This is a genomic window from Streptomyces sp. NPDC052496, from assembly GCF_040679095.1.
Taxonomy (GTDB): Bacteria; Actinomycetota; Actinomycetes; order Streptomycetales; family Streptomycetaceae; genus Streptomyces.
Genome location: NZ_JBFAUH010000014.1, coordinates 1 through 22,655, shown reverse-complemented (window position 1 = coordinate 22,655; position 22,655 = coordinate 1). Strand labels below are relative to the sequence as shown.

Sequence of the window (22,655 nt, the reverse complement as noted above, 5' to 3'; positions counted from 1 at the left end):
GGCCGAGCCCGGCTCGCCGTGCCGCTCGCGCGGCGGGGCGGTCGCCGGGATCTACCACACCGGCCGGTACAAGAAGGTGCCCCGGCTCGCCAAGAGGCTCCGGATGCCGACCCCGGCCGACCGGGGACCGGGGCAGCCGTGGCGGCCCGGCACCCCGCCGCCCGCGCTCCTCGCCGACGACACCCCGAGCGCCGCGCATCGGTTACGCGAGGTGCTCGACCCTCACCCAGGAACTCCAGTCCCAGCTCGACGCGCTCGCCGGGCGCGGCATCCCCCGGGACAAAATCTTCAGCGAGAAGATCAGCACCCGGGTGCGGGTGCGCCCGCAGTTCGAGGCCGCGCTCCAGGCCGCCCGCAACATCAAGGCCCACGCCCCGCACTGCCGCGTCATCCTCACCGTGTACGAGATGAAGCGCCTGGGCCGCGACGCCGCCGAACTCACCGCGCTCGCCGACCACCTGGCCGCCCACGGCCTGGTGCTGGAGATGCTCGCTGGCCCCCTGGCGGGGACGTACGACCCGAGCGGGCACGGCAGGCTGCTGTTCGCCTTCTTCGCCGCGATGGCCGAGACCGAGCGGGAGAACATCCGCGAGTCCACCCTCGAAGGGCTCGACGCTGCGGCACGCAAGGGCAAGCACGGCGGACACCCGCCCGTCATCACGGAGGACATGCTGCGCACCGTGCTCCGGCGCCGCGCGAACGGCGAGTCGGTCGAGCAGATCCAGCCCGACCTGATCATCCCCACCGGCAAACGCAAGGGCCAGGCCCCCAGCGTCGCCAGCATCTACCGCGCGCTCGCCGAGCACGAGAAGAAGCAGGCATACCCCGAGGCCGTCGAGCAGGCCCACGCCGAATTCGCAGGCAGCCAGGGCGACGATGTTCCCGGCCCTCGTTCCGCGCATCCTGACCGAGCGTCACTCTGACTACAGAGAGCTACTTGCCACTTCGCCGTAGCTTCGGGAGTACAGGGCCGACCTCGGCGCGCTGCTCGTTTCAAGGTGAATGCGTCGAGATAACCACCGCCCCGGGTGCTATTCGCGTCCGGGACTCCGTGGCCCCGAAGGATCCCCAGCTCGCCTTCGGGGCCGGCGCCTGGGCCGCGTTTCTTCCGTACGCGTGTGACGACGGCGCCACCCCGGGGTGAGCGGGCAACACGCCAACCCCAGCAGCGCGGCGGACGAATGACCGATGTCGGTGAAAGTGAGGTTGTGAAGAGGGGGATCGCGTAGAAGACGAGGACGCCTGCGGCGTAGGCGTAGCGGAGGGGGTGCCAGGGGAGGCGGTACGTCAGGACGGCGACGACGCCGGCCAGCGCGTAGCTGACTCCGACGTCCAGCGTGTCGACGGCGGAGTGCGGCGCCGCGCCCGTATGGATGGCGAGGGAGAGGATGCCTTCGCTCAGGTACGTGGCGCCGATGTGGGTGACGCCCAGGACCGCGAGCCAGCGGTAGGTGCCGAGCCAGCGTTCGGCCGGGACGTGAAAGATGTTGTAGAGGACGAAGTAGTAGAGCCAGTTGCCGCCGCCGAGCCAGAGTGCGCTGGTGAGGAGTACTCGGCCGGGTGAGTGCAACAGGTTGTTGATGTTGGTGGAGCGGCGTTGCAGGACGTGGTCCAGCGTGTCGGGCGTCAGATGGTGCATGATCACCGACGTCACGAAGAGGATCGCGAGCCAGATGAACGTGCCGGGGGCCCGGCAAACGTACGACCGGACCGCGCGGACCAGGGCGGCCGGGCGGAGCGCATCCTTCATGGCGCATGTATACGTCACGGCGCGCGGTGCACCGTACCGCGTGGAACTCATAAGGCGCATGTGGCGCAGAACACAGACTTGGCCGAAGTGACCGGGGAGGCCGCCCGCGTGACGCAACTGGCACGGCCGCTGCCTGGAAGCGGCTGTACGGCCTTCGACGGTTCGTGTATCGGCACCTGCTGCTGTTCCCGGACGGAGTGCGGGCGCACCGCGCGCAGCGTGTCGACCCGGTGGGCGAAGAGGATTCGGTAGTCGGCCGCACGGACGGTGCAGCCGCTGGTGCGGGTCATCCCGCCCATCCGCTCCCGCCGCGGGCCCCGTCGCGACGACCGGCCAAGCTCCACGCGGACAAGGGTTATGACTACGACCACCTGCGGAAATGGCTCCGTGAACGCGGCATCCGCCACCGCATCGCCCGCAAGGACATCGAGTCCTCCAAGCGCCTGGGCCGCCACCGCTGAGGGGTCGAGAGAACCGTCTCCTGGCTGACCGGGTGCCATCGCCTGCACCGCCGCTACGAGCGCAAGGGCCGAGCACTTCCTCGCCTTCGTCGGCATCGCCGCAGCACTTATCAGCTACCGCCAGCTCACCAACTCAAACAACGTCTTACGACGTCGACTTCGCCGATCTGTACTCCGATCACGGCCGTCCGGCGGTCTCTCCAGCGCGCTTGGCGGTGGTGTCGCTGCTGCAGTTCGTCGAGGGGCTGCCAGGCCAGCAGGCGGCCCATGCGGCCAAGGCCCGTCTGGACTGGGGTATGCGCTCGGCCTGGAGCTGGCCTACACCGGGTTCGACTTCGCACTGCTCAGCGACTTCCGCGCCCGCTTGGCCCAGGACGATCACGGGCAGGTGGTCTTCGACTCGCTCCTGGTCCCAGCCCGCCGCAAGGAATTGCTCGACGGCGGACACCAGCGCTCGGACTCCACCTATGTCTTGGCCGCGGCCCGGGACCTGAGCCGCCTGGAGTCCATCGTCGAGGCCCTGCAGGCGGCGCTGAACGCGGTGACGGCCTGCGCCGGCCCCTGGCTGGCGGCACTGGCCCGACCGCAGCGGTTCGACCGGTACGCGGTCCGGCCCGAGGAGTCCCACTACCCCAAGCGGCACACCGCCCGAGTCGGTCCTCCCCGCAGGTGCGGGGGTGCTTCGCGCCGCACCCGGGCCACCGTGCGCGGGCTGTTGTCCTCCCCGCAGGTGCGGGGGGCTTCGCCGACTTTTGGTTCGAGCGAAGCAAGGTCGCAACCGGGTGTGCCATCGTTCAGCCGCAGACAGAGGCAATGCGGCCCCGTGTCGGCGCTCACGCGGCCGTGAGCACAGCTCACAGGGAGGCCAGGAACCGCAGCAGCGCCTCTTCGAGCTCGCGCGGCCGTTCGTGCTGGAGCCAGTGCCCGCAGCCGGGCAGCGCCACCGTCTCCCGCAGATCGGAGAGCGAGCGGGGCAGCGCGTCGATGAGTTCGCCGACGTGGTGTGCGAACGAATCCGCTTGACCGTAGACGAACATCGCGGGCACGTGAACGCGCGCCCCGTGCCACGGGGCCATCAGCTGCCAGCTCGGCTCGATCGCGCGGTAGAGGTTGAGGCCGCCCGTGAAGCCGGTACGTGCGAACGTCGCGGTGAACGCGTCGAGTTCGGCCTGGCCGAACCAGGACGGCGGCGTTCGCGGGTCGGGGTGCGCGTCGAGCCAACGGCCGCCCGGCGCGAGCACCGGGTTCCACGGCTGTGCCGCGTCTCCCGAGCCGGAATGCAGCACACCGCGGAGGGTGGCGGCGACGTCCCGGGAGAGCTCGGCCTCGGCCGGTCCCGGGCGCTGGAAGTACTGGATGTAGTGTCGGTCTCCGAACTTCTCCCTGAGCAGTGCGAGCAGACTGCGCTCGCCGCGCGGCGCGTAGGGCACGCTCATGCCGCACACGCCGCGCACCCGGTCGGGCCGCAGCAGCGCCGTCGTCCAGGCGGCCATCGCGCCCCAGTCGTGCCCCACGAGCACGGCACGCTCCTCGCCGAGCGCATCGAGCAGTCCGATCACGTCGCCCGCGAGGTGAAGCTGCGTGTACTGGCCTATTTCTGGCGGATGGTCGGACCTTCCGAAGCCGCGGAGGTCGGGGGCCACGGCGCGGTATCCGGCCGCGGCGAGTACGCCGAGCTGGCGCCGCCAGGCGCGGGAGTAGCTGAGGAAGCCGTGCAGCAGCACGACGAGAGGGCCGCTGCCCTGCTCCGTGATGTGCAGGCGGATGCCGTTCACGGTGACGTGGCGGTGTTCCGGTGCGGTAGTCATGACCATGAGCAGGACAATAAGCAGGAAACTCTCTCGGGGTAAGGACGTACCTTGACGTAAGCTCCGGAGATGAACGTCGGACTCCAGCTCAGTACCCCTCCCGCTGACGAGGAGGGTGACGCATTCAACGGCGCCTGCCAGGGCCGCGTCGTCTTCGACCACCTCACCAGCCGCTGGGGCGTGCTGATCATCGCCGCGCTGCAATCAGCCCCGCTGCGTTTCTCCGGACTCCACGCGAGGATCGGCGGAATCAGCGAGAAGATGCTCTCCCAGACGCTCCGCACCCTCGTCAGGGACGGCCTCGTCGAACGGACGGTGACCCCGGCCGCACCACCCCAGGTCAGCTACGCGCTCACCCCGCTCGGCGACAGTGCCGCCGGGCCGCTGCTGGAGGTGCTCGACTGGATACACGCGCACACCACCGACGTCGTCGCCGCCCAACACCGCCACGATCACCACGACTACGCGATGCGGTGAAGTGCGCTACTGGTCTCTCACCGTTGGCCCTCGGAGGGCCTCCCTGTTGCCGCCGGCTCCACAGCAGCCGCCGAGCCGCCGCACCCGGCAGCGGCGGGACTCGACGGCGACGGCGACGCTGCCCGTCGTAACCGAACGGGAGTTCCGGAAGCGTTTCGATCGAAATGCCTTCCTGGGCCATGACAAGCAGGACTTGCCTGACTCGCCTGCCGTCAGATCTGCTGTCTGACCTGCGCGAAGTACCGTCGTCCACTAGATAACGGTGGTGGTCGGCTGCTGTGGCTGCGGTCCGTCGGCGATGGTGCGAGCGGGCTTCGGCGGCCCGGGAAAAGGTGGCCAGCCGAGCGAGGTTCTTGGGTGTGTACCGCCACGTCGCGGGATCGGTCGTACGGCCCTCCAGGTACTCCTCAGGCATCGCGGCCTGCTGATGGAGGTGCACAGCGGCGGCCCGCTGCGCCGGGGTGAGCGTGGCATCCCGGTCCACGTGGTCGACGACGTGCGGCGCGGCCGCCGCCTGGTCGTAGGTGTGGTCGCCGGTGCGCACGGTGGCCGATGTGCTTGCAGGCGGGGCGCCGTCCCGCACGCCGACGTCCCGTTCAAGGAGTACGTCGACCAGTGGGTCCACCTGGCGAAGCACGACGGCACGTACACGAAGTACGAGGACGCGTGGGTGGGAAGGCGAGGGGCAGTACTGGCGTGAGGCCACCCTTCGGGGCGGGCCGTCAGTGGCATCACCGGGCCGCGCGGCTCGGCCGGTAGTCGCTGTATCCCTCCGCGCCGTGCGTGTAGAGCAGCGCGGGGTCGTGGGCGGCCAGCGGAGTGCCGGTGGCGAAGCGATGGGGAAGGTCGGGGTTGGCGAGGAAGGCCCGGCCGTACGAGACCAAGTCGGCGCGGCGGGAGTCCAGGAGGGCCTGGCCCGCCTCCCGGGTCGTCGCGGCCCCGTTCTCGCCGACGTTGGCGACGAGGGTGCCGGGCCAGTGGGGCCGCAGGTCGGCCAGCGCCCGGTAGGCCGGGGTGCTCTCGGTGAGGTGGAGGTAGGCCAGGCCCAGGGGAGCGAGGCGGTCCAGAAGGGCGCGGTACACGGGGGCGGGGTCCGCTTCCGCCATGCCGAACTGCGGGTTGCCGGGGGACAGGCGCAGCGCGGTGCGGCGGGCGCCGACCGCGTCGGCCACGGCGCGCACGACCTCGACGGGGAAGCGGATACGGCCGGTGACGTCGCCGCCGTACGCGTCCTGGCGGAGGTTGGTGTTGTCGGCGAGGAACTGGTGGAGCAGATAGCTGTTCGCGCCGTGGATCTCGACGCCGTCGAACCCGGCGCGGATCGCGTTGCGGGCACCGTCGGCGAAGTCCCGTACCGCCGTGCGGATGTCGTCGTGCGTCATGACACGGGGGACCACGGGGTCCTGCTTCCCGGCGGGGGTGTGCTGGGCCTGCGGTACGGGCACCGCGGACGGTCCGGCCGGGTGGCCGCCGTCGATGCGCCCCAGCGGGTGGCCGATGCGTCCGGCGTGCATCAGCTGGGCGAAGATGCGGCCGCCCGCGGCGTGCACGGCGTCGGTGACCCGGCGCCAGCCGGTGACCTGCCGGTCGGTGGCCAGGCCGGGGACGCGCCAGCCGCTCTGGCCGCGGAAGGAGGGCCAGATGCCCTCGGTGACGATGAGGCCGGCCGAGGCGCGCTGCGCGTAGTAGTCGGCGACGAAGGGGAGCGGCACGCTGTCCTCGTCGGCGCGGAAGCGGGTCATCGGGGCCATGACGATGCGGTTGGGCGTGCTCAGGGTGGCAGAGGCGTAGGGGGAGAGAAGGGACGGCGGGGCGTCGACGGCCGGTGCGGAAGGGGCCTGCGGGGCGAGCGTGGTGTGCGTCATAGCAGGACGGTAGAAGGTGACACTAGTGTCAGATTCAAGCCCGGCAGGTGGGTCCGGCGGGGACCGGGGCCGGGAGAAGCGGGGGAGGGACCGGTGCGTATAGGAGAGCTGGCACGGCGTACGGGAGTGAGCGAGCGCTCGCTGCGTTATTACGAGAAGCAGGGGCTGCTGGCGGCGGAGCGGACGGCCGGCGGGCACCGTGAATTCCCCGAAGCCTGTGTGGACCGGGTGATCCGCATTCAGGAGCTGTTCGCGGCCGGGCTGTGCAGCGCGAAGATCGTACAGCTGCTGCCCTGTATGCGGGAGTACGGCGGCTCGGCGACCGCCTCCGCCGCGCTGGCCGAGGATCTGACGGTGGAACGCAACCGTATCAACGCGATGATCGGTGATCTGCTGCGTTCACGGGAGGTGCTGGACGAGGTAATCGCGGAAGCGCGCACGGACGGGGGCCGGGCCACGGTATAACGGGCCGATCGCCGGATCCCTGCACGGTTTCCACAGCGTGAAGAGCACCAAGTTCCGGAACTGAGCAGGCGCCGGACGCACCGGGAGCCGGACGACAGCGCATACGGCGGCCCCACCTCTGTGGTGGGACCGCCGCATGCCGTTCACCGACGTCTGCCGGAGCTCTGGCCGTGGCCCGGCTGAGGCGGGCGCTGTGGGTGCTCGTCTTCTGGACGAGGCGTACGGAATGTGTCATCGCCGTGGTCGTCCTGACGGAGCCGCTGCCGGAATGCGTCCCCGACCGCGGCGAACGCCTCGCCCGCCCGCTGGATCTGACGCAGTTGCTCGGCGGTCAGCTTGTTCCTTAACCACGGATCTGATCGTTCGGTGACTCTCCGGAGTGGTTGCCGGGTAGGTGGTCCGTCCTCCTCGTGGTCCTGAAGGCTGACTCATCAGGTACGGAGGTTCGTGATGGAGGCCATGGGGATGAGTGGGCTGGTGCGGGCTGACGGACGAGAGGCGCTCGCGGAACTGCCGCGTTTCCGGACGGCTTTCTACGGGTGTCTGTCCGCGCGGGCGGATGCGTTCTTCGAGCTGACCGACGCGCTGCTGTGTGCGGACGGCCCGCCCCAGGACGCCGGTGGAGCTGTCGCTGTTGGCCGAGCACCAGCGCGGCTACGGCTCGCTGTACGGCGCCCTGAACCATGGCCAGCACGACACGAATCCCCTGCGTGACCTGCTGGCTTCCCTGCCGATGCCGCGCTTCGGCGCTCGCATCGTGCTCGCCGTCGACCGAGTTCGGCAAACGCACCCGCGCCTACCGGTCGCAGACCAGCGGCAAAGTCGAATGCTTCAACCGCACCCTGCTCGACGAGTGGGCCAACCTCCGGCCCTACGCCAGCAACGAAGAACGCACCGCGACCCTGGACGACTTCCTGCACACCGACAACTACCATCGCTGCCACACCGCACTCGGAGGCCAGCCACCCATCACCCGCGTGAACAACCCTGCGGGTCAATACACCTAGTGGGCAGCGCCGCACTCATCGGCTTCGTGCAGGAGACTTACCCAGCGCCTGGTGTGCTGATCCTGACGGGTACGGTCTACATATGTGCCGGCGCCTCGGCCGGATGGCTCGTCGAACTCTGGCCGCATCCCGTGGCGTTGAAAGGGTTCCCAATGGAGGTGCCAACCCGGCGCGGTGACTACCCGTGAGCGAATCAGTCGAGCGTGACGGGCGCTGGCGTCGCAATCTCGAAGGTGCTGCCGTTGCGGATATGGGCCCACAGGACGTTCAGGCGGCGCCTGGCGAGAGCGATGACGGCCTGGGTGTTGGCCCTTGCCCTCGGCTCGCTTGTGCTCGTAGAAGGCTCTGGAGACGGGGCAGCTGCGGGCGGCGACCATGGCGAACATGTAGCAGACCCGCATCAGGCGTCGGCAGTAGCGTCGTGGGCGACGCATGTTGCCGCTGATGCGTCCGGAACCCTTCGGAACGGGAGCCAGGCCGACGACGCCGGCGAGGCGGTTGGCGCTGCCGAAGACGCTGAGGTCGCCGCCGGTGTGGGCGACGAACTCGGCGCCCAGAACAGGGCCGATGCCGGGCATGCTCAGGATGACCTCGGCGTGCGGGTGGTCGCGAAACCGGCCCTCGATCAGGGCATCGGTCTCGGCGATCTCCTCGTCGAGGGCCATCACCTCCCGCGCGAGTTTGGCCACGACCGCAGCCGCCACCTTCTCTGGGGCGACGGCGGTGTGCTGGGCCTCTGCGGCCTGGACCGCGGTGGCCGCGACGAGCCGACAGTTGCGGACCTTGCGGTTCTTCAGCCAGGTCGCCAGCCGGTTCTGCACGGTTCATCGCAGGGCTGCCGGGGGCTGGTACTGGGTGAGCAGGACCAGGGCCGCCTTGGAGGTTTTGTAGTCGAAGGCGCGTTCCAGTGCGGGGAAGTACTCCAGCATCTGGGCCCCCAGCCGGTTGATCGCTCTGGTGCGGTCAGCGGCCAGGTCCAGTCGGCGCGAGGTGAGGATCCGCAGGTCCACGGTGATGTCGTCGCCCCGGTGCAGCGGCTCCAGGTCGCGGCGCATGCGGGCCTGGTCGGCGATGACGACAGCGTCCTTGGCGTCGCTTTTGCCGTCGCCCCGGTAGGAACCGGAGACGTGGTGGACGGTCCGGCCAGGGATGTAGATCACCTGCTGGCCGTTGTCGGTCAACAGGGCGATCATCAGCGCGGCCCCGCCGGCGTTGAGGTCGATCGCCCAGGTCACCGGGGCACCCTCGCTCAACTCCAGTACAGCAGCGATCAGTTTGAGCAGGGCGGTCTCGTCGTTGTCCACCCGCCGCGACAGCCGGCGCTTGCCGTCGGCGTCGATCACGGTGCAGTGATGCTGGGCCTTGCCCGCGTCCGTACCGGCCCACAGTTCAGGCACGGCCACCTCCGAAGTCGTATCTGTTCAAAGCCCAGCAGACAACCTCGCCAGCGTGCCCTTACCAAGCGATCTTGTCGCGCTCATCCCAATGAGTGGCCGAGTCGTCGCGGGATGCCGGGCGGCCAATCCTTTCAAGCCACCGAAGGGCTGAACACACACAGCCACGCCCAACATCCCTGGGTCTCCCGATCCTACGAGTGACCGGAACCAACCCACCTACACCGTAAGGAACATGCATTGACAAACAGCCCCAAGCGCCTGTGGCTCGCGTTCTCAACATGCCTGGCCTTACTGCTCCTCACCGCCCTTGTGCGCGGTGTGTGCTGGGTGCTCGCCTATGACCACATGCAAAGCGGGCATCACGAAAGCGATAACAACACGCCTGGCGAAGCCATAGCCGCCGATCTACGGCACAAGGCCTGGAGCGTGTATCAGGGAACCGCAACGGCCGCCTTGATCATCATCGTTGTCACCGTTCTGTGGGCAGCCATCATAGTGTGGATGAATCGCCGGGCCCGTCAGTAGGCTTTCCATCGCCTGCGACGGCCCTTCACGCTCGATGATGGAGTCACCGCCGGTGCCGCGGCGATCGCTGCACCACTGACCGCGACCACCGCCTCCGTGCCATCCGGCGTCGGCTGGAACCAGACGGTGCCGAGGGAAGCCCAAAAGCCGCCAGTACGTGATCTTGGGCAGATGGAAGCCTCGGAGGGTGGTGACGCGGTTCTCGTGCTCACTGCAGGCATTGAGCTGCGCCGGGACTGTGGAGACAGCCATGACGTGCGGGGTGTAGCGGTGCCGTCGAGCGGCTTTCCTGGTCCGCGGGGCACACAGAGGGCCAGCGGTTCCCCGAATGGCTCCGCGGAAGGGCGCCGCCCTGCGCGGGGACGGGCTGGCGGCGGGCACGCCGACGGTGCAGGCCGAGCCGCCCACCGACACCGGACCGCAGACCCAGGCGTGGCGCCTGGAGCCGCTGGCCCCGCGGGGAGAGGCCAAGGCGTTCGACATGCTGACCGCCACGGTGGTGCACCCCGGCGGCGGTGTCATCGGTACGGCCCTGGAGGGGATGACGGGGCGTTCAAGCAGACGCTGGACGCGGGCGGGAGGCTGTTCGAGGCGGCGGCCAAGGGCATCGCCGATCCCCGGGCGCCGTATGTGCGCTTCGACGGTTTCCGCGGCCAGGAGTTCATCCGCTTCTCCCAGCGCTACGGCATCAAGGCCGGGCCCACGATTTCGGAGATCAACTGAGCACGCTGGCTCACTACTCGGGCGGCGTTGGGCTCACCTGCCCGAGCGGGTCGGCGAAGGCGTCGAACTCGCTGAGCGTCTTCAGAGCGCGAGGAGGCCAGGAGAACGTCTCCCGCACGGGCCACAAAGGTTGCACGCAGGAACCTTCGAACCCGAGTTCATACCGCAGTCCTTTCGGACCTGCGCTCACCAGTTGAACCACTGCGTAGCCGATCCGTATGGTCGCCACCGTGGCCCAGACCTCGTACACCTGCCCATCTGCCCTGCGGTGGCGAATCGTGCGAGGAACGGAGCGGTTCTCCAGGGGGCTCGGTCCGTTGAGATACTGCGGCGGCATCATGTAACCGCAGAACACCTTCATCTCCTCGGCCGGCTGGCGGTCCCGATAGAGGTCCGTGAACAGCTCAGCCGGCAGGTTCGGCTGCGCCTGCGGAAGCATGACCTGGCACATCAGGGCGGTCTTGAGAGTCCAGGTGGCCAGGATCTGTTGTGCCTCGGACGGCACCTCTACGATCTCACCTTTGATCATCGGCAGCAGGTAGGGCCTGGCTCGTCCTTCGAGGGCACTCATCCAGCCGCTGTTACAGGCTGCGCATACCGCCTTGACCTGCGCCGTGAACATCCGCCCGGTGTGGCGTCGCAGGCTGCCTCGGTCAGAGTAGGAGCCCATGATGGCTCGGCCGGTCCGCATCTCGCCGGGGAATGCCTCGGCCAGCCACTGAGGATAGACATGCTCGTTGGTGACCGGCGTACCACCACAGAACACGCAAGATCGGGCCATGCAGCGACGATAGCCCGACCTGCCCCGTAGCAGGCCGGGATTAATCGAGCCTGGCCCCGACGGGCGAGAAACCGAAGTGGCGACTCCAGGCTGCCCGGCGGGACGGGCTCGCGTTCGATGGTTCGTTGCCGACTGGCGCGAGCCCAAACCCCCACCGGCCGGACCACAGCGGATCAGGCTGCGCCCTTGGACCATCCCCACAACCACCGCCTGATGAATTCACCTGACCCTGGCCCTGTGAAACGCCTGCCGTCACACGGCGCCTGATTCCCTGCCCCATCGAAGGCCCGTTGATTCAAGCAGCGGACGCACAGCAAGGCCCACGACCGGACGCTGAACAGTTCGCTGCGCCGCTGAACTATATGCCGAACTCTTTACTGCGCCGCTGAACTGATTCTTGCCGTTCAACAATGAGCCACACCGGAGAAGGAGGGGGATCTTCCTGGAGACGGCTTGAGAGCCTTCCACGCCTCTCCAGGAAGACCCTCGTTCGTGAGCGACGGAAGAAGGCCACTCGGGCAGTGGGCAAGAAGCACAAGGGCGAGGCCATGGCACGGCCGGTTCCAGTGCCCACGCAGGGCGCAGGTCCCCTGGGCAAGGCTGCCTACGAGCGCGAGCTGCTGCATCTGCAGACCGAGCTGGTCAAGGTTCAGGAGTGGGTGCGCGCCGAGGGCGCCCGGCTCGTGGTCGTCTTCGAGGGGCGGGACGCGGCCGGCAAAGGTGGTGTGATCAAGCGCGTCGCCGAGCACCTGAATCCGCGGGTCGCGCGGATCGTCGGGCTGCCCGCGCCGTCGGGCGGGAGCGGGGGCAGAGTGGTACTTCCAGCGGTACGTGGAGCGACTGCCGACCGCCGGTGAGACGTCGTCGAGAGCGACGACAAGCGGCGGGCCCGGATCAACATGATCGCCCACCTGCTCTCCACCCTCGCGTATCACGAGATACAGGAACCGAAGCTCACCCTGCCGCCACGACCGCCGTCCACCGGCTACCGCCGCCCGCCGCGAGACGCCCAGACCTGTGTACCGGACTATCCCGCGCCTTGCTGACGGCCCGGTCCAGCGACGGCGTGACCAGCGCCGAGTAACCCTCCGGCCGGGCCGAACGGCCCCTCGGCAGACGGGCCACGACGGTCCACTCTGACCGCCGCCGATGCCCCCGCCTTCCGCGCGGCGGAGCGCGAGGGCGCGACCCAGTGCGGTTGGCTCGTCCAGTCCGCGGCCTATAGCGGTCCCCGCGCATGCGGGGCTGTTCCCATCCGGCGCAGCAGGCCGCGGGCGGCGCGGTGCGCGGCGTGGTCGGCGGTGGCATGGTCCCCGCGCACGCGGGGTTGCTCCCGCACCACCGCCACGTACACCGGACGCAGGTACCGGCGGCGCGCGGGCGCACACCCGGTGCCCGCGCGAGGCAGCGCACCCCCACCAGGGGAACAGGAGCATCCGCCGCAGCACGACCCAGCTCCGCAGGGCGACGCTGTCTCGCGGGGCGGTGGAGAAAGTCCGTGGATGCTGTCGTGTGCGCCGCGGGCTGAAGCTGCGCAGCGAATAGTCGTTCAACCTGGGTCGTTAAACCCCGGTTAAGCAGCGGCGCAGGGCTGCCTCAGCGTCCTTTAGGTGTCTGTTGGCGGTTTCTTGGCGTCGATGGCATGTGCTGGGGCCGTTCTGCTGCCTGTGCCGAAGGAGGCTTCCCATGGCCGCAGTCCGAGGTGTGCGCGCTGTGCGGTACCGGCGTCTGCCGCTCGATCTGATACGTGAGGAGTTCGCCCGCCTGGCGGGCGAGACCGGCCCGTCGGCGGTGAACGGAGCTGCCTTCGCCCACCTGCCCGACCGGATGCTGGGGCCAGGCGAACTGCGGGGCCTGCTGCTGCGGCCGGAGTGCCCGCCGGCGGTGCGCGATGCGGTGTGGGCACATCTGGTGGCCCGGGCCCGGGTTGAGGGCGGATGCTGGACGGTGGGGTGCGCGGGCATGGCGCTGCCGGCCCTGGTCCGGGTGACGGTCTGGGTGGCGGCACGCTACCCCGGTGACGTACAGGACGCGGAGGCGGAAGTGCTGGCCGGGTTCTTCGCCGGGCTGGCCACCGTCGACCTCGGCCGGGCCCACGTGCTGCTGCGGCTGGTGTGGGCGGCGCGGCGGGCCGGGTTCGCCGCCCTGACCGAGGCGCTGGACGCGCCGGTGCCGGTGGCGCCGCGCTTCGGCCCGGCACCGCCCGCCCGGGATGGGGCCATCCGGACCTGATGCTGGCCCGGGCGGTGGGCGCTGCGGTGCTCACCCCCGCCGAGGCCGAGTTGATCGGGACGACCCGGCTGGAGCGCACGCCGGTCCTTCTCTGGGCGCGGGAGCACGGTTCCTCGGCACAGGGCGTGTATGCGCGGCGGCGCCGGGCCGAACACCGACTGGTCGCTTACCTGCGGGACGGGCCCCCGCCGCCGGCCGCAAGGGCCGGTACGAGGCCGGTGCCGGGGCGCGTCGTAGGTGCCGCGCACCGCCCCGTGCGTTACGGCGGCGGTGGCAATTCCGGAAAATCTTCGCTGCCCCTGCATAAATCGGCGGTGTTTTTCGGCCTTTGGGGGTGAGGGGCTTCTCAGGCCCGCCCGCCGCTACTTCTGGAGGAGGCCATGGCACCAGGTTCCCGGCCGTACCCGTCGCCTCGGCGGCGCGGAGGGGCCGGTCGCGCGCACCGCGGCCGCGCGCTGCCGCGCCGGCCGTGGTGGCCGGTCGTGGGAGCGGTGACGGCGGTGGCGGTCCTGGTGGCGGCGGCGCGGCCGCAGAGCAGGGGTGGTGGGTGCTGGCGCTGGCCACGGTGGGCCAGGTGCTGACCAACCTCCGTACCTGGCTGATGGGCATCCTGGCCGGGCTGGCCACCGTGTTCCTGACCGTGGGCGGGGTGCGCTACCTGCTGGCCGGCGGAGACCCCGGAGAAGTGGCGAAGGCCAAGTCGGCCTTCCGGCACGCCGGTCTGGGCTATGCGCTGGCCGCACTGGCGCCGATCGTGGTGCATGTTCTCAAAGGCATCGTGGGGGCGTGATGGGCTGGCTCACCAACTTGATCCTGCAGTCCCTGACCACCGTGCTGGAACGGTTCTTCCGTACCGTGGTCGACCAGGCCCTCAACCCGCTGCTCGATCTTCTGCGGATGCGGCTCACTGGCCGGGTCGGCGACGCGTTCGCGCAGGTGCGGGTAGGGAGGTTCGTACCCCGTGCTCTTTCACGCAGGTGCCGGGGACGGCGCGGAGGACGGCTGTCGTGGACCGGCGGGCCGCAACCGGCCAGGGGCGTCCCGCAACGGCAACTTCGCCAGGAGCGTCTGATCCGGCAGCCGTGACGTTGCGCGACAAGACACCGGCGGGGAAGCGCTGCCTTCGTCCGCCTGCGGGCCACCAGGCGCCGCGTCAGGGCGGCCCCGGGGTGCCTGCGGGCAGAGCGGAGACGGTCAGCGGCGCGTCCCGGTGTGTCAGGGCGTTCCTCGTCGCCCGGTACAGCCCCCTGCTGGAGTAAGCCGTATGAGGCACTCCGGCGCTCCGCCTTGACGGGGTCATGGCGGTTTCCGAGAGGCCCCCCGCACGAACTCTTGTTAACTTTTTTCCTTATTGTCCTATCTATCTGCCGTGAGGCGGCAGAGCGAGCATGTGGGGGCCGTCCCATGCCCACGACACGACACAGCTCCCGGCGCCGCGCACGGCGTCGCCGCCCAGCCCTTCCGACCCCGGCCACGGCCCCACCGGGGCTGGACGGATCCGCGGAGGGACCGTACGACTACCCGCGCTTCAGCCGATTGGCCGGTCCGCTGACCGTCCCGGAGCCCGGTGCGGATGGAGCCGCCTACCGGGTGCGCTACCGCAGTCTGCTGGGTTCGGGGCGGCATCGGATCGGTACCGCGCTGCTGCTGGCCGGCGCGCCGCTGGTCTCTTTGGGGCTCCTCGTGTGGTTGATGCAGCCGCAGCACTGGGTGCACCGTCCGGGCGTGAGCGCCTGGGAGCGCGGCGCCGACCTGGTCATGCTCATATCCTTGGGGCTGCTGGAGACCTTCCGGCTGGTCAACGTGGCGTCCAACGCCCATGCCACGTTGATGGCCCGCGACCCGGTCCCGGTAACGCCCCGTCCTGGCAGCCGGGTGGCCCTGTTGACCAGCTTCGTACCCGGAAAAGAGCCTCTGGCCATGGTACGGGCCACGCTGCGGGGAGCGCGGGCGGTACGCCACAAGGGGCGGGTGGACGTGTGGCTGCTGGACGAGGGGAACTCGCGCGAGGCGCGGCAGCTGTGCCGTGAGCTGGGTGTGCGGCACTTTTCCCGGAAGAACGTCAGCAACTGGAACCAGCCGTCGGGGCCATTCCGCGCCCGCACCAAGCACGGCAATTACAACGCCTGGCTGGACCAGCACGGTCATGCCTACGAGTTCATGGCGGGCGTCGACACCGATCATGTGCCGCTGCCCGAGTTCCTGGAACGCATGCTCGGGTACTTCCGTGATCCGGACGTCGCTTTCGTCGTCGGGCCCCAGGTCTACGGCAACTGCGACAGCGCGCTCGCCCGTGCCTGCGAGAGCCAGCAGTTCCTTTTCCACGCCCTGATCCAGCGGGCGGGCAACGCTTACCGGGCCCCGATGTTCGTCGGCACCAACAATTGCGTACGTATCAGCGCGCTCAAGCAGGTCGGTGGCCTGTACGACTCGATAACCGAGGACATGGCCACCGGAATGGAGATACACCGGCACCGCAACCCGGCCACGGGGCGTCGTTGGCGTTCGGTGTACACCCCGGACGTTCTGGCGGTCGGTGAGGGGCCAGCGGCCTGGAGCGACTTCTTCAACCAGCAGCTGCGCTGGAGTCGGGGTACCTACGAGACCCTGGGCCGCCAGTTCCCGCGGGCCGTCTTCAGCCTCCCGCCGGGGCGGATCCTCAATTACGCCCTCATGATCGCCTACTACCCGCTGACGGCCGTCAACTGGATGCTGGGGGGCCTGTCCTGCCTGCTGTTCCTGGGGCTGGGCGCCTCGGGCATCCACATCGAGTCGCAGGTGTGGCTGATGCTCTACAGCGACGCGGCCGCCTTGCAGATCGGCCTGTACCTGTGGAACCGGCGGCACAACGTCAGTCCGCACGAGCCCCAGGGCTCCTCCGGCGCGGCCGGCATGGCGCTCTCGGCACTGTCCGCTCCCCTGTACGCGCGATCACTGGTCGCGGCGGCGCTACGCCGTAAGGCCGGGTTCGTGGTCACCGCCAAGGGGGAGACCGCGAGCCCCGACACCTGGCGCACCTTCACCACCCATCTGGCGTGGGCCGCCCTGTTCGCCGGCTGTCTGCTGGCCGCTCCGCTGCTCGGCCACACGCAGGTCGCCATGTGTGTCTGGGCCCTGATGGCCCTGGTCATCGCCTTGGTCCCGCCGGCGCTGTGGTGCTGGAGCCGGCGCGCCCGGCCCGCCCGCGCCGCCCGGCTAACGGCCGTGCAAGGCCCGGGGCGCCTCGTCACCGCCGCCCCGGGGCACCTCGTCACCGCCGACCCGAGCCACCCCGTCACCACCGGCGCGGGCCACCCCATCACCACCGCCCCGAGCCACCCCGTCACCACCGGCGCGGGCCTGCCCTCCGTGTCGTAGGTCCGTGCAGCCGAGAAAGGGACCTTCGTGCCGTACCGCCCCAGCGCCCGTACCCGCAAATCGGCCATCGGGGCGGCTGCCCTGCTGACCCTGGCGGGTCTGAACGCCCCGGCCGTCCACGGCATCGTCTCCCGTGCCTACCACCAGTACACGATCAGCCGACCGGAGTACCTGGCCGGCCACGGACGCTGGGAGACCGTGGAGGTGCCCGAGCGGTGGCGCATCAACGCCATTCACGCCGCGCTGCTGCACACCGGCAAAGTGCTGCTGATCGCGGGTTCCGGCAACGACGAGAAGCAGTTCGCCGCCGGCACCTTCCGCAGCGTGCTGTGGAACCCGGCCCGCAACACCTTCACCGAGGTCCCCACACCCAAGGACCTGTTCTGCGGCGGGCACGCCCAGCTGCCCGGCGGACGGCTGCTGGTGGCCGGGGGCACCGCCCGTTACGAGAAGCTCGAAGGCGACGTCCACCGCGCCGGCGGCACCATGATCGTCAGCAATGAGTACCCCGACGCCCCGAAAACGCTGCCCAAAGGCTCCGTCTTCCGCTCACCGGCCGGCAAGACCTACCGCTCCCAGAGCGCCGTCCTGGTGCCCCGGGCGCAAAAAGTCGTCCTCGACGGAGGCCGGCGGGTGCGGGTCACCGCCAGCCGGGCCCGGGTGTACGTGGAAGCCGACCACCCCGGCCCCGAGGGCGCCACGCAGACCGCGGCCCGGTACACCATCGACGGGCTCAGCGGCGCCGACGCCCGCAACCACTACGGCACGGCCAGCAAACTCGCCCTGGACAAGAAAGACTTCCAAGGCATCCGGGAAACCTACGAATTCGATCCGGTCACCGAGCGCTACCTGCCGACCGCCCCCATGTCCGAAGCCCGCTGGTATCCGAGCCTGGCCCCCTTGGCGGACGGCACGGTGCTCGCCGCCTCCGGCCTGGACGACATGGGCCAGATCATCCCCGGCAGGAACGAGATCTACCGCCCCGCCACCCGCACCTGGTCGACCGGGCCCACCCGCTACTTCCCCACCTATCCGGCCCTGTTCCTGACGGCCGACGGCGAGCTGTTCTACTCCGGTTCCAGCTCCGGCTACGGCTCCGCCGACCGCGGCCGCCTGCCGGGCTTGTGGAACGTACGCACCAACACCTTCCGGCCCGTGCCCGGACTGGACGAGGCCGACCTGGCCGAGACCTCCGCCTCGGTGCTGCTGCCACCCGCGCAGCGGCAGCGGGTCATGATCCTGGGCGGAGGCGGCGTCGGCGAGTCGCCCCGGTCCACCGGGCGTACCGCCATCGCCGACCTGACGCGGCCCGCACCCCGCTACCGGCGCGGCCCCGACCTGGGCCGCGGCACCCGCTACCTGAACGCGGTCCTCACCCCCGACGACCGCGTCTTCACCACCGGTGGATCGGGCGACTACCGCGGCAAGGGCACCAGCGACCATCTGGTGGCCCAGTTCTACGACCCGGCACACGACGTCTTCCGCCCTGCCGCCGAGCCCAGTGTGGGCCGCAACTACCACGCCGGGGCCTTGCTGCTGCCCGACGGCCGGATCGCCACCTTCGGCTCCGACCCTCTCTTCGCCGACGAGGCCAACACCCAGGACGGCGCCTTCGAACAACGTATCGAGGTCTACTCCCCGCCCTACCTCTACCGCGCTTCCCGGCCCCGTGTGCTGAGCGGACCGTCCCGCCTCGCGCGCGGCGCCGAGGCCACCTTCACGCTGGAGGCGGCCGGCGCCGTGCGCGGGGCCCGACTGATGCGTCCCAGCGCGGTCACGCACACCACCGACATCGAACAGCGCTCCATCGCCCTGGACATCGCCCAGCACGGCAACCGGCTGCGCGTGACGGTACCCCGGTCCCCCGGCCTGGTGCCGCGCGGCTGGTACATGCTCACCGTCACCGACGCCCGCGGCACCCCGTCACCAGCCCGGTGGGTGCAGGTGACGTGAGAGCCGTACGGGCTACCGCCGCTCCTGTCCCTGCACGGCCCGCGCCAGTCCCACGGCGTAGGCCGTCCACCACCGGCCCGCGGGCGGCCCGCCCCGGCAGGTGCCGTCCGACTCGCCCGGAACCTTGATCCACAGATACGCGTCCAGCCGGGGATGCCCGGTGGCGGCGGTGGGCAGACGTCCCAGCGCCCGTCCCGGCGGGTTGCACCACTCCTCACCGCCGGCCGGCTTCGCACCGGGCTCCGCGGGAGGTGGACCGTTGCCGTTACGGCTGGTGTCGATCACGAAGTGCGTCCCGCCCAGCGTCTCGGAAATCTGTTCGCCGTACGCGAGGGTGGCCTCCGTGGTGTGGAAGCTGGCGACGTTGAGGGAAAACCCGTCGGCCCGCACCCCGCCCGCGGCGGACAGAGCGGCAGCCAGTCGCCCCGTGTCGCGGACCCACCCGGGGTTGCCCGCATCCAGATAGACCCGCGCCCCGGGCCGGCGCTTGAGCGTGCGCACCGCCTCGGCGAGCAAGCGCTGCCGCAGCTCCGTACGCGGACAGCCGGACAGGGCCTGCGCCACGGCATCGGGCTCCAGGATCACGATGGCCCGCCGGTCTTCCAGGCCCGCGGCCAGGCGGGCGACCCACTGGCGGTACCCGGCCGCGTCCGAGGCACCGCCGGCGGAGTACTGGCCGCAGTCCCGGCCCGGGATGTGGTACGCCACCAGCACCGGCACCCGCCCGACGGTCTCCGCCGCGACGGTGACCTCCCGCGCCCTCGGCAGCGGGTCACTCTGCGTCAGCCAGACGGCGGTCGGCTGCCCGGCGAGCCGGCGCAGTACGGCCCGCTCCTCCTCGTCACCACCCGAGTGCTCCTCCAGCGCCCGGTGCGCGGAGCTGTCCGGATCGACCCACAGGCCGCCCTGCCAGGGTGCCGACGGCAGTCCGGGCCCACCGGTCCACCCGACGCACGTCAGCAACACCAGGACGGTCAGCAACCGGACCGCGACCCGGCCCGGCCCCCGGCGCTGCTTCCTGCTCCACCTGGCCATGTCCCTGCCTTTCCGCCATCCGGGTACGCCCTCGCCCTGTCGGCCTCCGGACCTTTCAGACACACCCTCGCGGAGGCCGCCGCACACGGCAGTCCCGCCTAGACCGAACGGCCGGGCCCACGAGGACGAGCCGGCCGCGCGAAACCGCTGCAGGATGGGTGCCATCCCGCACCCGGTGCTCCGGCCGACGCCGTTTCCTACGCATCCGAAGGCACGGACCAGTCGCGGAAGCCGTCATCGGGTACGGGCAGATCCCGGTGACGGCGACGGGCATCGCGCTGCCCCGCAGCCCGCGCCGAAGACCGGCAGGGGACCGGCAGGAGACCGGCAGGAGACCCTCTGCAGCGTCGGCTTCCCTACCCGTACCGGGTAGCTGGAGCACGCGGACCACGAGCTGCGCGTCCGGCGCCCGGTCGCGGTAGCGGGCCGGACGGGCCCGCGCCACGCCCCGGTCCGGTATCCGGCCGACGACGTGTTCACCGGCCGCGTTCCCGACGCGCACCCGGATACCGAACTCGGATACCGAACTCGGACACCGAACTCGGATACCGAACTCGGGTACCGAACTCGGATATCGAACTCGGCAGCCCCGGTCAGAAACGGCGCCAGGAGCTGCCCCGTCCCTCGCGCTTGACCTGCCCCACCCCGCCGTCGGGCTTCGTGGCTTCGTGGCGACCGTAGACGTACCCGCTGGAGTGGCCGCAGGACGGAGACCCGGTGTGCACCGCCCCGTCGGGTGAGGCGCTGCCCGCCCTCGCCCGGCACCTGCTGGAGAAGGTGGCGGCCTGACACCGCGGCACCCACGCGACCTGCTGGATGTCCGCCCGGCCGCCCCATGCGCCCTGCACACCGTCGTCTAAGCGACATCGCCGCCGGGCACCTGACCATCCCCGCGTCAGCCGAGGTGGTCCAGCCCGGCAGGCTGCCGGCAGTCCGGGTGGTGCGGGCGGCGAAGCGGAGGCCCGCGCCGTCGCTGAGGGGCGGCGTCCACTGGATGCCCCAGGTATAGCTCGTCTGCTGCCGGCCCGCCTTGAGCAAGGTGGAGGCTGCCTGGGACAGGGCCGGGTCGGGGCCCGGGGCGAGGGCGTGATCAGGGTGCTTGGGCTCGGGCCCGGGACGGGAGGTGTCCGGGGAGGTGAGGGTGTCGAGCAGGGGGCGGACGAGGGCTGCGGGGGACGGGTACCGGCGGTGGTGTGTCCCAGCATCGACCGGCCCACCTGGCGCTTTCGCCTCTCTGGCCGGGACCGCAGGCGGCGGCAGCCTGCACCCCTGAGCCTGGATGCGGACGAGACGGGCGGACAGGGGGATATGACGGTGCCCCTCCCAGAAGAGCCCGGGAGGGGCACCGTACGCGCGTCGGGCTGTTCGGCCGGGGCCGGCCGAACAGCAGCGGGACCGTGGGTCAGCGGACGAGGCCGAGGACCTCGTCGCGCAGGGTCGTCATGGACGCGGTGGTCGGTCCTTCGACGTTGAGGCGGAGCAGCGGTTCGGTGTTGGACGGGCGGAGGTTGAACCAGCGGCCGTCGGTGAAGGTGACGGTGAGGCCGTCGAGGCGGTCGGCGGTGGCGTCGCCGAGGGCGCGGTAGGCGGCCTCGACCTGGTCGAGGGTGCCGGGGATGTCGGTGACCTCGGAGTTGATTTCGCCGGAGGCGGCGTAGCGGGAGTAGTCGGCGACCAGTTCGGACAGCGGGCGGTCCTGTTCGCCGAGGGCCGCCAGGACGTGCAGGGCGGTGAGCATGCCGGTGTCCGCCCGCCAGAAGTCGCGGAAGTAGTAGTGCCCGGAGTGTTCGCCGCCGAACACCGCGTCGTGCTCGGCCATGAGCGCCTTCATGAACGAGTGGCCGACGCGGGAGCGGACGGGAGTGCCGCCGTGCTCACGGATGATCTCGACGGCGGCCGCGGAGGTGATGACGTTGTGGATGACGGCCGAACCGGGGGCCTTGGCCAGTTCGCGGGCCGCGACCAGGCCGACGATCGCCGAGGGCGGAACGGCCTGTCCGGTCTCGTCGATGAAGAAGCACCGGTCGGCGTCCCCGTCGAAGGCCAGGCCGATGTCCGCGCCGGTCTGCTCGACCATGGCCTGGAGATCGCGGAGGTTCGCGGGCTCCAGAGGGTTGGCCTCGTGGTTCGGGAAGGTGCCGTCCAGCTCGAAGTACATCGGCACCAGGTCGAGCGGCAGGCCGTCGAACACGGCGGGGACGGTGTGTCCGGCCATGCCGTTGCCCGCGTCGACGGCGACCTTCAGGCGGCGGATGCCGCTGACGTCGACGAGGGAGTTCAGGTGGGCCGCGTACTCGGCGAGCAGGTCACGGCGGGTGGTGGTCCCCGGGGTCGCCACCGGCTCGGGGATGTCGTCGGTCTCCAGCCAGGTGCGGATGCGGGCCAGTCCGGTGTCCTCGCCGATCGGCGCGGCGCCGGCCCGGCAGAGCTTGATGCCGTTGTCCTGCGCCGGGTTGTGGCTGGCGGTGATCATTACGCCGGGCAGGTCCAGGCTGCCCGAGCAGTAGTACAGGTAGTCGGTGGAGCCGAGACCCGCGTCGATGACGTCCGCACCGGCCTGGTTGGCGCCGACCGCGAAGGCCTGCGCCAGCGCCGGAGAGGTGGCGCGCATGTCCTGGGCGATGACGATCCGGTCCGCCCCGGTGAGGCGGATGAACAGCGCGCCGACCTTGGCGGCGATGCCGGCGTTCAGCTGCGCGGGGACCTCGCCGCGGATGTCGTAGGCCTTCACGAGGCGCGAGTAGTCGGGCATGACCTGTCTCTCGGGATGTTCGATGGGAGCGGGGCGTTCGTGGCGGCCGTACCGGTACGGCCGCCAC

General features: G+C 70.5%; 17 protein-coding genes and 6 pseudogenes. 16 read left to right on the top strand and 7 right to left on the bottom strand.

Annotated features, from left to right (window positions below):
• Window positions 1-197: 197 nt before the first annotated feature.
• Window positions 198-923, top strand: a complete 726-nt coding sequence (locus tag AB0L45_RS19450) for a recombinase family protein (RefSeq protein ID WP_365841834.1) — start codon at window positions 198-200, stop codon at window positions 921-923.
• A 14-nt stretch (window positions 924-937) separates the two neighbouring features.
• Window positions 938-1,144 (top strand): DUF397 domain-containing protein, encoded by a 207-nt coding sequence (locus AB0L45_RS19445; protein ID WP_365841832.1) that lies wholly within the window; start codon window positions 938-940, stop codon window positions 1,142-1,144.
• A gap of 120 nt (window positions 1,145-1,264) precedes the next feature.
• On the opposite strand, the pseudogene AB0L45_RS19440 reads toward AB0L45_RS19445, so the two are convergent.
• Window positions 1,265-1,750 (bottom strand): annotated as a pseudogene (locus AB0L45_RS19440) (rhomboid-like protein); the annotation flags it as partial.
• Window positions 1,751-2,067: 317 nt separating this feature from the next.
• Here AB0L45_RS19440 and AB0L45_RS19435 point away from each other — a divergent pair.
• Window positions 2,068-2,332, top strand: a pseudogene (locus tag AB0L45_RS19435) (transposase); the annotation flags it as partial.
• Between the two features lie 733 nt (window positions 2,333-3,065).
• Here the strand turns inward: AB0L45_RS19435 and AB0L45_RS19430 are convergent.
• Window positions 3,066-4,019, bottom strand: a complete 954-nt coding sequence (locus AB0L45_RS19430; protein WP_365841421.1) for an alpha/beta hydrolase — start codon at window positions 4,017-4,019, stop codon at window positions 3,066-3,068.
• Window positions 4,020-4,088: 69 nt separating this feature from the next.
• On the opposite strand from AB0L45_RS19430, the gene AB0L45_RS19425 reads away from it, so the two are divergent.
• Together AB0L45_RS19425 and AB0L45_RS19420 are read left to right on the top strand one after the other, a co-directional pair.
• On the top strand, window positions 4,089-4,496 hold the full coding sequence (locus AB0L45_RS19425) for a helix-turn-helix domain-containing protein (protein WP_365841419.1): 408 nt from the start codon (window positions 4,089-4,091) through the stop codon (window positions 4,494-4,496).
• Window positions 4,497-4,923: 427 nt separating this feature from the next.
• Entirely contained in the window at window positions 4,924-5,196 is a 273-nt protein-coding gene (locus AB0L45_RS19420) for a hypothetical protein (RefSeq protein ID WP_365841417.1), read from the top strand.
• A gap of 31 nt (window positions 5,197-5,227) precedes the next feature.
• Here the strand turns inward: AB0L45_RS19420 and AB0L45_RS19415 are convergent, their stop codons facing one another.
• Complete coding sequence (locus AB0L45_RS19415; RefSeq protein WP_365841415.1) at window positions 5,228-6,361, bottom strand: alkene reductase; 1,134 nt, start codon at window positions 6,359-6,361, stop codon at window positions 5,228-5,230.
• 93 nt (window positions 6,362-6,454) lie between these two features.
• On the opposite strand from AB0L45_RS19415, the gene AB0L45_RS19410 reads away from it, so the two are divergent.
• The 4 genes and pseudogenes from AB0L45_RS19410 to AB0L45_RS19395 form a co-directional block, all read left to right on the top strand.
• Entirely contained in the window at window positions 6,455-6,826 is a 372-nt protein-coding gene (locus tag AB0L45_RS19410; RefSeq protein WP_365841414.1) for a MerR family transcriptional regulator, read from the top strand.
• Window positions 6,827-6,996: 170 nt separating this feature from the next.
• Window positions 6,997-7,173 carry a hypothetical protein gene (locus tag AB0L45_RS19405; protein WP_365841412.1) on the top strand — a complete coding sequence of 59 codons (177 nt, stop codon included), beginning with the start codon at window positions 6,997-6,999 and terminating at the stop codon, window positions 7,171-7,173.
• A gap of 245 nt (window positions 7,174-7,418) precedes the next feature.
• A pseudogene (locus AB0L45_RS19400) lies at window positions 7,419-7,544 on the top strand (hypothetical protein); the annotation flags it as partial.
• 64 nt (window positions 7,545-7,608) lie between these two features.
• A pseudogene (locus AB0L45_RS19395) lies at window positions 7,609-7,833 on the top strand (integrase core domain-containing protein); the annotation flags it as partial.
• Between the two features lie 193 nt (window positions 7,834-8,026).
• Here the strand turns inward: AB0L45_RS19395 and AB0L45_RS19390 are convergent.
• Window positions 8,027-9,236 (bottom strand): annotated as a pseudogene (locus tag AB0L45_RS19390) (IS110 family transposase).
• Window positions 9,237-9,467: 231 nt separating this feature from the next.
• Between AB0L45_RS19390 and AB0L45_RS19385 the strand changes: the two are divergent.
• Window positions 9,468-9,755 (top strand): hypothetical protein, encoded by a 288-nt coding sequence (locus AB0L45_RS19385; protein WP_365841410.1) that lies wholly within the window; start codon window positions 9,468-9,470, stop codon window positions 9,753-9,755.
• A gap of 736 nt (window positions 9,756-10,491) precedes the next feature.
• Here AB0L45_RS19385 and AB0L45_RS19380 read toward each other — a convergent pair.
• Window positions 10,492-11,259, bottom strand: coding sequence for a hypothetical protein (locus AB0L45_RS19380; protein ID WP_365841408.1), 768 nt, complete (start codon window positions 11,257-11,259; stop codon window positions 10,492-10,494).
• A 548-nt stretch (window positions 11,260-11,807) separates the two neighbouring features.
• Between AB0L45_RS19380 and AB0L45_RS19375 the strand changes: the two are divergent.
• The 6 genes and pseudogenes from AB0L45_RS19375 (at window position 11,808) to AB0L45_RS19350 (ending at window position 18,801) form a co-directional block, all read left to right on the top strand.
• Window positions 11,808-12,305, top strand: a pseudogene (locus tag AB0L45_RS19375) (hypothetical protein).
• 640 nt (window positions 12,306-12,945) lie between these two features.
• Complete coding sequence (locus AB0L45_RS19370; RefSeq protein WP_365841406.1) at window positions 12,946-13,491, top strand: hypothetical protein; 546 nt, start codon at window positions 12,946-12,948, stop codon at window positions 13,489-13,491.
• Between the two features lie 469 nt (window positions 13,492-13,960).
• Entirely contained in the window at window positions 13,961-14,281 is a 321-nt protein-coding gene (locus AB0L45_RS19365) for a pilin (RefSeq protein ID WP_365841404.1), read from the top strand.
• A complete protein-coding gene (locus AB0L45_RS19360; protein ID WP_365841402.1) occupies window positions 14,278-14,577 on the top strand; it encodes a hypothetical protein in 300 nt (99 codons plus the stop codon). Before AB0L45_RS19365 ends, AB0L45_RS19360 begins: the two co-directional genes overlap by 4 nt.
• 318 nt (window positions 14,578-14,895) lie before the next feature.
• Window positions 14,896-16,848 carry a cellulose synthase catalytic subunit gene (locus AB0L45_RS19355; RefSeq protein WP_365841400.1) on the top strand — a complete coding sequence of 651 codons (1,953 nt, stop codon included), beginning with the start codon at window positions 14,896-14,898 and terminating at the stop codon, window positions 16,846-16,848.
• A gap of 27 nt (window positions 16,849-16,875) precedes the next feature.
• Window positions 16,876-18,801: a galactose oxidase early set domain-containing protein gene (locus AB0L45_RS19350; RefSeq protein ID WP_365841398.1), complete on the top strand. Its 1,926-nt coding sequence runs from the start codon at window positions 16,876-16,878 to the stop codon at window positions 18,799-18,801.
• 12 nt (window positions 18,802-18,813) lie between these two features.
• Here AB0L45_RS19350 and AB0L45_RS19345 read toward each other — a convergent pair whose 3' ends face one another.
• Together AB0L45_RS19345 and AB0L45_RS19340 are read right to left on the bottom strand one after the other, a co-directional pair.
• Window positions 18,814-19,836, bottom strand: coding sequence for a glycoside hydrolase family 6 protein (locus AB0L45_RS19345; RefSeq protein ID WP_365841396.1), 1,023 nt, complete (start codon window positions 19,834-19,836; stop codon window positions 18,814-18,816).
• A gap of 1,402 nt (window positions 19,837-21,238) precedes the next feature.
• Window positions 21,239-22,588, bottom strand: a complete 1,350-nt coding sequence (locus AB0L45_RS19340) for a phosphomannomutase/phosphoglucomutase (RefSeq protein WP_365841830.1) — start codon at window positions 22,586-22,588, stop codon at window positions 21,239-21,241.
• Window positions 22,589-22,655 lie beyond the last annotated feature (67 nt).